Origin of the sequence: Salinivirga sp. (assembly GCF_035268865.1) — a bacterium.
Classification (GTDB): Bacteria; Bacteroidota; Bacteroidia; order Bacteroidales; family Salinivirgaceae; genus Salinivirga.
In genome coordinates this window covers 1-12,054 of record NZ_DATFKB010000017.1, presented here as the reverse complement: position 1 = coordinate 12,054, position 12,054 = coordinate 1, and the positions used below count along the sequence as shown (strand labels likewise).

General features: G+C 39.1%; 7 protein-coding genes, 1 tRNA gene and 1 pseudogene. 6 read left to right on the top strand and 3 right to left on the bottom strand.

Translation table 11 applies throughout. From position 1 onward, the window contains the following. Window positions 1–52: 52 nt before the first annotated feature. Window positions 53–3,076 carry a DUF2723 domain-containing protein gene (locus tag VJ937_RS01155; protein ID WP_324065087.1) on the top strand — a complete coding sequence of 1,008 codons (3,024 nt, stop codon included), beginning with the start codon at window positions 53–55 and terminating at the stop codon, window positions 3,074–3,076. Here the strand turns inward: VJ937_RS01155 and VJ937_RS01150 are convergent. Continuing rightward, the gene (locus tag VJ937_RS01150; protein WP_324065086.1) at window positions 3,045–3,293 is read right to left on the bottom strand and encodes a hypothetical protein; all 249 of its coding nucleotides are present in this window, start codon (window positions 3,291–3,293) and stop codon (window positions 3,045–3,047) included. The genes VJ937_RS01155 and VJ937_RS01150 overlap by 32 nt on opposite strands. A 315-nt stretch (window positions 3,294–3,608) precedes the next feature. On the opposite strand from VJ937_RS01150, the gene VJ937_RS01145 reads away from it, so the two are divergent. Further along, window positions 3,609–3,830, top strand: coding sequence for a hypothetical protein (locus VJ937_RS01145; protein ID WP_324065085.1), 222 nt, complete (start codon window positions 3,609–3,611; stop codon window positions 3,828–3,830). A 20-nt stretch (window positions 3,831–3,850) separates the two neighbouring features. After that, window positions 3,851–4,831: a DUF6976 family protein gene (locus VJ937_RS01140; RefSeq protein ID WP_324065084.1), complete on the top strand. Its 981-nt coding sequence runs from the start codon at window positions 3,851–3,853 to the stop codon at window positions 4,829–4,831. A 9-nt stretch (window positions 4,832–4,840) separates the two neighbouring features. Here the strand turns inward: VJ937_RS01140 and mutS are convergent, their stop codons facing one another. Then, entirely contained in the window at window positions 4,841–7,420 is a 2,580-nt protein-coding gene (gene mutS, locus VJ937_RS01135; protein ID WP_324065083.1) for a DNA mismatch repair protein MutS, read from the bottom strand. Between the two features lie 329 nt (window positions 7,421–7,749). Between mutS and VJ937_RS01130 the strand changes: the two genes are divergently transcribed. Next, window positions 7,750–7,822, top strand: a tRNA-Phe gene (locus VJ937_RS01130). 43 nt (window positions 7,823–7,865) lie between these two features. On the opposite strand, the gene VJ937_RS01125 is transcribed toward VJ937_RS01130, so the two are convergent. Next, complete coding sequence (locus tag VJ937_RS01125) at window positions 7,866–10,259, bottom strand: M20/M25/M40 family metallo-hydrolase (RefSeq protein WP_324065082.1); 2,394 nt, start codon at window positions 10,257–10,259, stop codon at window positions 7,866–7,868. Between the two features lie 182 nt (window positions 10,260–10,441). Here VJ937_RS01125 and VJ937_RS01120 point away from each other — a divergent pair, with 182 nt between their 5' ends. Together VJ937_RS01120 and VJ937_RS01115 are read left to right on the top strand one after the other, a co-directional pair. After that, window positions 10,442–11,257, top strand: coding sequence for a purine-nucleoside phosphorylase (locus tag VJ937_RS01120; RefSeq protein ID WP_324065081.1), 816 nt, complete (start codon window positions 10,442–10,444; stop codon window positions 11,255–11,257). Between the two features lie 123 nt (window positions 11,258–11,380). Continuing rightward, window positions 11,381–12,054 (top strand): annotated as a pseudogene (locus VJ937_RS01115) (2,3-bisphosphoglycerate-independent phosphoglycerate mutase); the annotation flags it as partial.

The window sequence follows — 12,054 nt, the reverse complement described above, 5'->3', positions numbered from 1 at the left end:
TAAACTTCCAACGATCGTTATAAATTTGCACTAAATCTTCAAACACACGATTATGACGCGTAAAATAGGTGGATTACTGGTATTGATTATATCCTTTATTGTTTATTTGCTTACATTGGAGCCCACTACAAGTATGTGGGATTGTAGCGAATTTATTGCCTGTGCTTATGGGCTGGAAGTAGGTCACGCGCCAGGCGCACCAGTTTTTATGTTATTGGGCCGTTTCTTTAGTCTTTTTGCCCTCGACCCTTCCCAGGCTGCATTTATGATTAACTTGTTGTCTGCGACAGCCAGCGCTTTTACCATATTTTTTCTTTTTCACACCATCTATTGGTTTGGACAAAAACTTTTACAACAAACAAATCATAATTTCTCTGCTTCATACTTGCAGCAAGTGCTCACTATGGCCGCCTTTCTTGGCGCTATGAGTTTTGCATTTACTGATACTTTTTGGTTTTCTGCAGTGGAAGGTGAGGTTTATGCCACATCATCTTTATTTACAGCAGTCGTGTTTTGGAGTATTATTCGTTGGGAACAGGATAATTCTCAGTATGCCGATCGCTGGTTATTGCTTATTTTCTTCTTACTGGGACTCTCGGTTGGAATTCACCTGCTTAACCTTTTAGCATTGCCAGCAGTAGCTTTGGTTTATTATTTTAAAAAGTTTGAAAGGTCAACACAAGGCATTATCATTACACTTGCGCTTTCAGTTTTATTAATGGTTATCATAATTTTTGGATTTATTCCCGGTGTGGTAGCCTTTACAGCACATACAGACAGGCTTTTTGTTAATACCTTTGGTTTGCCGGTTTATAGCGGAGCACTGTTTTTTATTTTTCTCCTGACCGGAGGCGTTTTGTACGCCATACATCATTACCGTAAGAAAGGTAAAATTACCCTGCATTTTATTGCACTGGCTTTTGCGCTATGGCTTGCAGGTTACAGTAGTTTTACCATGCTCATTATTCGTTCAAATCAACAACCTTATATCGATATTAATAATGTGGAGAATATTTACGGACTTGTTGACTATCTTAACCGTGAGCAATATCCCAAAAGGCCACTTTTTTACGGTAATAACTACAACTCGCCGTTAATCGATGCAGAGGAACGATATACTTACAAGCTTTATCAGGATAAATACGTGAAAGACCTGTTGATTCCCGAGTATAAGTTTAACGAAAAAACAAAGACATTTTTCCCGCGAATGGCCAGCCTTGATCCCGGTCATGCGAGATTATACGAAAAATGGATTGATATCGATGGTCGAAAGGTCCGCGTTCAGGGTCGTGATGGAAAAATGAAAACCATTACAGTGCCAACTTTCGCAGATAACCTTCGGTTTTTCTTTAAATATCAGCTCGGTTATATGTATGGCCGATATTTTATGTGGAATTTTGCTGGACGACAAAATAATATTCAGGGTACAGGAGAAAAAATGCATGGCAACTGGCAAAGTGGTATAAATTTTATAGACAATGCCCGGCTCATTCCTGCGGAAGATTTACCTTCCCACCTAAAAGACAATAAAGCATCTAACAAATATTATTTACTACCATTGCTTTTAGGGCTGCTCGGTCTTATTTATCAATGGAGAAAAGATAAAAACAATGTATTAATTGTAATTACATTCTTTTTACTCACCGGCGCAGCAATTGTGTTTTACCTGAATGAAATTCCGCGCACACCTCGTGAACGCGATTATGCTTTTGTTGGTTCTTTTTATGTTTTTGCCATTTGGATTGGCCTTGGGGCGCTTCAATTACTCACATTGGTTAAAAAATCGCCCTATGCAAAGCCATTTAGTATCGCCGCATTTGTTATAATAGGCGCTTTGGTTCCGGGTAATTTGTTGAGCGAAAACTACGATGACCATGACCGGTCGGGCCGTTACACTACAAAAGCCCACGCCAGTAACATGCTTTCATCCTGTCAGCCCAATGCCATTATGTTCACTGCTGCAGATAACGATTCCTACCCGGTATGGTACATGCAGGAGGTAGAGCAGTATAGAACTGACGTATTGCCAATTCTTAAAACCTTCCTCCCAACGAACTGGTATATAAGGCAATTACATACCAACTTTGTTCAACGTGGTCTGGTAGAAACCACATTCAAGGGAGAAGACTTTCTTGCAGGTAAGAATATGAGTGTTCCGGTTATGGAAAAACGAAAAAAACCGGCAACAGCTCAACAGGTAATTGATTTTGTTAAGAGTGAAAAATCTCAAACAAAGGTTGGTTATGCCGATGGATCAAGACGGAATTATATTCCAGTTAAAAATATCATTTTACCTGTAGATAAGGCAAATTTTATTAAAACAGCTGAGGGGTATGAATTCAATCGCGACAGTGTACCTTCAAATATTCAATTCAGAATTAATGCTCAGTCCATTAGTGCCGATGAACTTATTATTCTGGATATAATTGCAAACAATGATTGGGAAAGACCTATATATTTTCTTAATAGAAATATGGTGAGCAACCTTGGTCTGGCTCCCTACGTGCACCGCGAAGGGTTGCTTTACCGTTTAATGCCCTATAAAACCGGCGACAGGAAGTTTTCAAATGCCGATTATCAGCATGAACTAATAATGAATCAATTTCAGTGGGGTGGCGTTACAAACGATATTTACCTGGATTGGACCAATGTACGGATGTTTTATACCTTCGATTACAGAGGTATGTTCTCCGATATCGCAAAGAAATTGGCTTCTGACAACGAAAACAGAAAAGCTATTGAAGTACTCGACAAAGCCATGGAAGTAGTGCCTACATCAAAAATTCCATGGAGTTACAAGGGACACAATATGTTTGATGCCTATATGAAAGCAGGAGATAAAGATAAAGCCAAAGATCTTCTGATAAATCTAAGGGACGATCTTAATGCTTATTTTATCATGTATAAAAACCTGCCCCCTGCAAAACGACAAGGTGTGGCGATGGAGGTATATCAGAAACTGTACATGTTAAGAGAGTTATACAATAAATCCAGTAATACCTTCCCTGAGGAGGCCAGAGAAATGATGGAACAATTTGGGGAAATTAATGCTTTAGTACGGCAGGATCTGCAGTAGCGGGTCTTGCCCTGGAGCCCTTTATTTGACGGCCAAACATTAATGTGTCTTTAGCTACATTTTTTAGGCTGTCCTGCACTGGTTGGTGATTTATTTTTGAAGGTTTTTGCGGATTTACCACAAGAAAACTTAATAAAATAAGGGCCGCCAAACTTACTTTGCAAATTGTACAATTAACCAGTGATATTACATTGACAAAGCCGTTTTTTTTTGTCATCGCACTCTGGTTATTGATAGTGGTTTTGCTATGTTTGTTGTTTTTTGTTTCCATTAGATATCAGGCCTAACAGATTATAACTGAGTAAACGAAAAAATGCTTAAGTGTATAATAATACGCTGGGATTTTGAAAATATTGTGTCAAATGCAAACGTTTGCACTTGGTTTTTGGGCAAGCTTTTAAAATAGATTTATCAGGCAATTGTTACCTGTGCTTTCTGCCACCTTTGTTCAAGGTTTGCTTGCCTTTTATTATAATCTTTATATATTTGTTATTGTCATGATAATGTATAAAATGTAAATTGAACTGCACTTATGTTACCGGATAAGACTCACCCAGAGTGGAAATATCTTGTCAAAGGAGAAAAACAATATTCCCTGGAGAATTTTGTTTTGCAGCTTAAAGTAAACCAAACTGCAAAAGATATAAAATCCGGTAAGCTATCCGTGGATAAAGCTATTGATGATATTTATGCACTATGCTTAAAGTACAGGCATGCTGTTATGAAGGATATGAAGAAAATTTTTAATTCTTAATTGATGTAAAACAACTAAAAATGTCTAACCAACTTTACAGACTAGAAGAAGTAATTCAAATGATAGAGCAGGGAAAACTATTAATGCTTGCCGGAGATGAATCACAACTTGACCAATTGCCAGATGGAAAATGGGTTGGTGGAACAATACCTTATTTTATGACTAAAGATGGGGGTATGTTTACCGAAGATTTTATATACGTAAATGACATTACCGATAAAGTTACCGATTTTGAAATCAAACATTACAATGCTAACAACATTGATAATATTGTAGAACAAAGTTATGAAAACGGTTTTTCATTTCTAATCCTACCTGGTTTAACAGATGTTTGGTCAAGGTATGCCCTGGAATCTCCAGAGTGGGAGGATATTTATGTGAATCCTGTAGTGGGTTGGGTTTCAGGAGTAAAATATGAGGATTTTGGAAAAATAAAGCCTAAAACTTATGCCGGCAACCAGTCCTTTACTGATCAGGCTGTGGTAATGCATGCTAAGTTGCCTGATGAAAAAGTTGCCAGGGTTGAAACTATCAATGTATATGAACAGGGTAGTGGCGATGAAATTTATTTTGATCAGAAAGGCTTTGGCAATAACGAATGTGTAATTGATGGAAAACGATTTGATTTGTATCAATACCTAAAAACGAATAAAATTGATGAAACACTCCCTCTGGTAGCAAATTATGCCGGAGCTAATATTAATGTTGGATCTATATGGGATAAAGATCGACAGCGGGCAGACCTTTTTGCTCCTGTATTTCCTGAGACACCATATAAAGTTGCTAAATCAAGAGATTTTGATTATGCCAGGGAATTTAAATGCCATATTGCTAAAGAACCAAGCCGGGAGCATATCGTTTTTTCATGCAATTGTCTGTTCAATTATGTGAATTTTGGCCTCGAAGGAAAAAATATTGCCGATGTGTCCGGGCCGGTTACATTTGGTGAAATTGCCTATCACGTACTCAATTTAACTTTTGTGTATATGGTGATCGAATAACCGGTAAAATTAAAGACCTGCAATTTTTTTAATCTCATTAAGCTTGTTTAGAGCATCTACCGGAGTAAGATTATTTACATCTAACTTAGATATTTGATCTCTGATTTGTTGCAGTACCGGATCGTCAAGCTGAAAAAAACTTAATTGCATGCCCTCGCGGTTTTGGGTAATTTCTTCTGTTGGCATCCCCATACCTTTTTCATTTCTGGCCTCTTCAAGTTCTTTAAGGATTTTTTCGGCCCGCTGAACCACTGATGGGGGCATGCCCGCCATTTGAGCTACGTGAATACCAAAACTATGTGCACTGCCGCCGCGCACAAGCTTTCGTAGAAAAACAATTTTGTTGTTGACCTCTCTCACCGAGACATTGAAGTTTTTAATACGCTTAAAGGTTTTCTCCATCTCATTTAGCTCATGATAATGGGTGGCAAAAAGCGTTTTTGCATTATGTTTTGGGTGTTCATGGAGGTATTCCACTATAGCCCATGCCAACGATATTCCATCATAAGTGCTGGTGCCTCGCCCTAATTCATCGAGCAACACAAGGCTTCGCGATGATATGTTGTTCAATATGCTTGCGGCTTCGTTCATTTCCACCATAAAGGTCGATTCTCCCGCGGAAATATTGTCAGAAGCTCCAACCCTGGTAAAGATTTTATCTACCACGCCAATTTCTGCTTTTTCAGCGGGTACAAAAGAACCTACCTGCGAAAGGAGTGTTATAAGGGCTGTTTGTCGCAGTAATGCTGATTTACCTGCCATATTAGGCCCGGTGATAATGACAATTTGTTGGTCTTTATCATCAAGTAAAACATCGTTGGCAATGTACTCCTCACCTGCTTCCATTTGCGTCTCAATAACCGGGTGCCGACCGTTGGTAATTTTTATCTCATTTCCTTCGTTTATTCCTGGCCTGTTGTATTTGTTGTCTACAGCTAGCCTGGCAAAGCCCATTAGCACATCAATACGCGCCAGAAGTACAGCATTCATTTGTATTTGAGAAACATAGTCGCCCATAGCAATTATCAATTCATTGAAAAGTCTTGTTTCCAGGGCCAGAATTTTCTCTTCAGCGCCAAGTATTTTAGTTTCGAACTCTTTGAGCTCCTCGGTTATATAGCGCTCTGCACTCACAAGGGTTTGTTTGCGAATCCACTCTTCTGGTACTTTGTCTTTATGGGTGTTTCTAACTTCAATATAATAGCCAAATACATTATTGTAGGCAATTTTCAGGGATGGAATGCCGGTTTTTTTTATTTCGCGCTCCTGCATTTCATTCATGTAAGTGCGTGCAGATTGCGACATCTGACGTAGTTCGTCTAACTCCGGGTTCACGCCTTCGGCAATTACATTGCCTTTATTAACCTGTGCCGGTGGGTCTTCTTGTAATTCTTTCTCGAGTCGCTCGCGAATGGACTTACATACGTTTATTTGTTCTCCAATTTTTCGAAGGTTGGCATCTTTTGCATTATCGCAAATATTTTTAACAGGCTCAATAGCCTGAAGGGAGGCTCTTAATTGCGATACTTCCCTCGGCGAGATGCGCATTACAGCAACTTTTGATATCAGGCGCTCAATATCGCCTATTTTTCTGATGTGCTCTTCTAACTCATTATGAAGGTCTTCGTTTTCTATAAAATATTGTACTATGTCGAGTCGCTCTTCTATTGGTCCTGAATGTTTGAGTGGAAGGGCAAGCCATCTTTTCAAAAGTCGCGATCCCATGGGTGAAACCGAGCGATCTACTACATTAATGAGTGATTTGCCGCCTTCTTGCATTGAATTAAATATCTCCAGGTTACGTATTGTGAAGCGGTCTAGCCATACGTATTTCTCCTCATCAATTCTGGAGATGCCTGTGATATTTTTAATGTTGTGATGCTGTGTGGCGTCCAGGTAATGTAAGATGGCGCCGGCAGCCAATATACCACGGTCGAGGCCTTCAATTCCAAAGCCTTTTAATGAGGTTGTTTCAAAATGATTCAATAATCTTTCCCGTGAAGTTGTGTGTTCATAAATCCACTCATCAAGGGGGTACAAATAATGTCTGGAACCAAAAGTTTCGTAAAATTTTTCTTTTTTCTGCTTTTCATAAAGCACTTCTTTGGGGCCAAAGCTTTGTAGTAATTTGTCGATATATTCAAAATTGCCTTCAGCAGTGTAGAATTCGCCCGTTGAAATATCAAGAAAGGCTATTCCGGCAATGGTTTTGTCTATAAAGACCGAGGCCAGAAAATTGTTTTCTTTATGTTCAAGCACGTTATCGTTCAGCGAAACACCGGGTGTTACAAGTTCGGTAACACCTCTTTTTACAATTTTTTTAGTCAGTTTAGGGTCCTCCAGCTGGTCGCAAATGGCAACACGTTCGCCTGCGCGTACAAGTTTGGGTAAATAATTGTCGAGTGCATGATGCGGAAATCCGGCCAACTCAACGTAAGATGCCGAACCATTAGCCCTTTTTGTTAACGTAATGCCGAGTATTTCTGATGTTTTAATGGCATCTTGCTCAAATGTTTCATAAAAATCGCCAACTCTGAAAAGCAATATGGCATCAGGGTATTTGTTTTTCACCTGGTAGTATTGCTTCATTAATGGAGTTTGTACTGCTTTCTGTCCCAATTTATCTATGTCGTTTATTCGTTTTAACTATAGTCTGAACTTACAAAAATATAACTTCAAAGTTTTAAAAACGATTAACTGGCAGAGAGGTTTTCAATAGTTATTCACATTTCTACAAGAATTTAGACTGAATTTAAATATCAAGTAACGTATAGATTCCGATATGGTTTACTTGCTGTTATATAGGGGCTTATGTTTTCGTCTGAAGTTTCTGTTTTTTGTACTCATATTTTTTCTGTGAAAAAATTTGTTGAGTAATAAAAAACGTCTACTTTTGCAACGCTTTCGAATAAGCAAACGGTGCCATAGCTCAGTTGGTAGAGCACAGGACTGAAAATCCTGGTGTCCCTGGTTCGATCCCGGGTGGCACCACCCGAAAAAGGCGAAGTTCATACTTCGCCTTTTTCTTTATAGCCTATCTGATAATGAGTTTCCGCGAATTATGGGTTTGCCCGCTGATTGAAATGATATAAATTCCCGCACTTATTCCCTGGGTATTAATTAATGCCTTATCTCCCTGTGCTAAATTAATTGCAGATGCTTTTAAAATTCGGCCACTCAAGTCATATATTTTCAAATCGCCAATTAGTGAGGTTTTGCCATTATTGATTATTTCAAAATGATTGGTTGCCGGGTTGGGGTGCATGGAGAAGGCGTTTTCAAATTCCACCTGGTTTGAAATACCATTTGGTAAAGGCTCCGCAAGTAATTGTTCGATTAAGGTTTTTGATTGGTTTGTGTTAAAGTAATAAAGCGGCACATTACATGCAATAATGAGTGCCGAATCAATAGCCGATTTAACTGCAATGGCTTCTCCGTCAAGCGCATTGGTGGGAGGTTGGTCAGTTAAGCTATGGTAGGTCAATACAACTTCGCTTGAAGTAGTTGGTACTAAAGCTTCAATGTTTGGCACTGCACCCTCGTAGCTGTCGGGTAATTTGCTGGCATTTACATCAATGAGTAAACCCTGTGCATGCCTCATTTGTCTGAGCCTGGCATCGTTGTTTGGGATAATTTCACTAATGCCCATTTCGTATATCAGCTGCCCGGGAGCGTAGGTTTCTTCACCCGTAAAGTCCGGATCGGTGTGCTCGTATATTTCATTGGCAAAGACCAGAAGCTGGCCTCCTTCTGATAAAAAATTCTGAATTAAATCAAGGTTTTCATAAAAGTCAGAATTATTGGTCCAGAATGAATTCCATATCAGGGTCTTCATATTATCTAAAATGGGCAAATATGCCGCATCAGCAAGGGAGCTAAATACAAAGTGGTTTTCCTCAGGCATTATACTGTCGTAAAATGACATGACCTGCTCCAGCGAGGGGTTTCCGTAGCCACCCATGTTTCCTATAACAACCATTATGTCATTTTCAGAGTCTGTACTGTATACCTTAATTAAAGTGGAGTCTGAAATTAATCCTTCATTGTCTTCCAGCGTGAATTTATAGGTCCAGATGCCCAGCGGATGATCACTAATACTATAACTTCCGTTGGCCGGATCTGTTTCTGAAACCAGACTGTAAGTTGAACCACCATCTGGTTTTCTCTCAATGTGCATGGTATGTGCGTCAATCGGAAGCGAATTTGACCAGTTTAATGTGATTTGTTGTAACTCCATTTCGGATGAAGCAATTGGTGCATCAGGTACGGCGCTTAGGTCAATGCATGCGGATGTTTTTAGTCCCGGAATACTGTCTGAACCAATGCTGTATAAGTCAAAACATATAGTTTCATTTAACGGCAGGTCATCAATATAAAGACTGTCAAAATCGGTGTTGATACTCTTTAGGAGTGAGTCTTGTGCATATACATCAATTTTGTAATAAGCTATTTCGTCTTGCGGAGTCCAGTTTACAATAAAATCAGTACCATTACCACCATTTACAACTGCCTCAATATTTAATTGTGGTTGTGCATTGGCCCCATAGTAAAATGATGTTGCCACACCTTTAACAATTTGGGTAGCATAATCCATTTCCAGGTTTGCCAGTATATCTGCTTCGCTATGGTAAACATCTGAAAAGTGGTATTCGGAGTAGTAAATTATAGGTACATTTTCGTTTTTAAAGGGTAAGTGATCAGAGCCACCTCCTGAACTTTCCGGTGTGGGTATGATTTCTGTGTAATTATCTGTAATTTCAACAAGGCTTCGCAACTCAGCATCTGCCTGATAGTTCATTAAGAGGTTGTCGGCCACGTTATTGGCAATCATGTCCAGATTAAAATAAAAAAGAGGCAGGCTATCCATGGCTTTATGTCTTTCTACATAAATTTCGCTACCGTGAAGGCCTAATTCTTCTGCAGCCCATGTGGCAAAGTGAAACGGAATTTTTGTTGCTGTTCCATGGACTTTTAATACCCGGGCCACTTCTAATACGGCTGCTGTACCTGAAGCATTGTCATCGGCCCCCGGTGCTGAGTCTGCAGGGTTTACATAGGTAATGGCATCATGGTGTGCACCAAGTAATACGTAGTCTTTTGAGCTTTCAGGGTTATTTCCCTTGCAAATTACGTTATATTGTACCGTTTCTTCGCCATATTCATTAATGTTAAAAGAATCCAGTACCACATCGTTGTATCCAAATGAAATGAATTTACTTTGAATCCATTGGGCTACTTCTTTTCTATTGTCAGCTAAAGCATATCGTGTTTTTAAATTTTGAAGCGCCTCAATATAGCTGGTGAGGCTGTCCTGATTTACTTCTTCTACAATACTAGCTAAAACAGGAATATTCTGATTTTGGGCATTGGTGTTTTGACTTAAAAGCACTGCCGAAAAAAATAGCAAACTGAGATATAATTTTTTCATAAGCGAATGATATATTTTTGATAAATACTTAACGCGTAAGGCATCTTATATGTTGTTTTGCAGGTTAAATATCAGATGGTTTTCTGAGGGGCTTATTGCATATTTTGTGCCTCAATATACCATTATTCAGGCTAGAAATCTCTGAGATTTCAATATATTTGCACAAAATAAAACAATAAGATATGTTAGAGAAGATTAACAAAGCAGCGGAGTTTGTAAAAGAAAAGATTGATGGTACACCAGAAGTAGGTATAATCCTTGGAAGTGGATTAGGGAATTTTGGAAATCGTATTGAAAATAGTGTGAAGATTCCTTACAGCGATATTCCCGGTTTTCCTGTGTCTACAGTAGAAGGACATTCAGGTCAATTGATCTTTGGTGACCTTGGCGGTAAGAAAGTTGTTGCTATGCAGGGACGCTTCCATTACTACGAAGGATACGAGATGAATCAGGTAACACTGCCCGTACGCGTAATTAAGCAGTTAGGCGCAGGTACATTATTTGTTTCAAATGCTGCAGGTGGTTTAAATCCTGATTTTAACGCCGGCGACATGATGATCATCGATGATCATATTAATTTTTTCCCGCAGAATGCATTGCGCGGTAAGAATATCGATGAGCTTGGACCTCGTTTCCCTGATATGAGTGAGCCTTACAACCAGGAGATGATTAAAAAAGCCGAAATTATTGCAAATAAAGAGCAAATAAAACTTCAGAAAGGTGTATATGTTGGTAGTAGCGGTCCAACACTTGAAACTTCTGCAGAATACAAAATGTTTAAAATTTTGGGTGCCGATGCAACCGGAATGTCAACTGTGCCGGAAGTAATTGTTGCAGTACATATGGGTATGAAGGTATTTGGAATGTCTGTTATTACAAATGTTTCAGAACCAGCTGATCCTGAAAAAGGAACAACCCACGATGAGGTTCAGGATGTTGCCGGAACTGTGGAACCACAAATGACAAAAATCTTTACCGGATTAATAGAGCAGATATAGTACATACATTAGCTCCTGTTTCTTTACAGTTTGTGTATTTAGCATGGTATTTGTAAAATTACTTTTGCTACAATAAGTTGGTGTTCAAAACCCAACATAATAATTTATTTAAATTTTTGCCATATGAACAAAAAAGTAATGTTGATGATCCTCGATGGATGGGGTATCGGGAAGAAAAATAAATCTGATGTAATCTATAACGCCAATACACCAAATATGGATAAACTCACAAAACAGTTTGCTAATGCGCAACTTCAGGCTTCAGGCCAAAATGTGGGTTTGCCCGATGGTCAAATGGGAAACTCGGAGGTTGGCCATTTGAATATTGGTGCTGGTAGAATAGTATATCAGGATTTGGTGAAAATTAACCAAGCTGTAAAAGACCGGTCAATTGAACAAAACGAAGAGATTGTAAAGGCCTGGCAGTATGCCAAAGAAAATAATAAAGCCGTACACCTGGTAGGACTGGTTTCAGACGGTGGTGTGCATTCTTCAAACAAACATTTATACAAGTTGGCCAAAATGGCAGATGCGGCTGGTATTGACAATATTAATATTCATGCCCTTACCGATGGCCGCGATACCGACCCCAAAAGCGGTAAAGGCTTCATTCAGGAACTTCAGAATGAGGTTGAAGGTACCAATGCCAAAATAGCTTCAATTGTAGGCCGGTATTATGGTATGGATCGCGATAAGCGTTGGGAACGCATCAAACTTGCTTATGACCTTTATGTGCATGGAAAAGGGAAGTCTTCTAAAGATCCTGTGCAGGCAATGCAGGCTTCATATGATGATGG

Excerpts from the sequence above, each read along its gene's own strand:
- VJ937_RS01155 (WP_324065087.1), top strand. The coding sequence starts at position 53 with ATGACGCGTAAAATAGGTGGATTACTGGTATTGATTATATCCTTTATT.
- VJ937_RS01150 (WP_324065086.1), bottom strand. The coding sequence starts at position 3,293 with ATGACAAAAAAAAACGGCTTTGTCAATGTAATATCACTGGTTAATTGT.
- VJ937_RS01145 (WP_324065085.1), top strand. The coding sequence starts at position 3,609 with ATGTTACCGGATAAGACTCACCCAGAGTGGAAATATCTTGTCAAAGGA.
- VJ937_RS01140 (WP_324065084.1), top strand. The coding sequence starts at position 3,851 with ATGTCTAACCAACTTTACAGACTAGAAGAAGTAATTCAAATGATAGAG.
- mutS (WP_324065083.1), bottom strand. The coding sequence starts at position 7,420 with ATGAAGCAATACTACCAGGTGAAAAACAAATACCCTGATGCCATATTG.
- VJ937_RS01125 (WP_324065082.1), bottom strand. The coding sequence starts at position 10,259 with ATGAAAAAATTATATCTCAGTTTGCTATTTTTTTCGGCAGTGCTTTTA.
- VJ937_RS01120 (WP_324065081.1), top strand. The coding sequence starts at position 10,442 with ATGTTAGAGAAGATTAACAAAGCAGCGGAGTTTGTAAAAGAAAAGATT.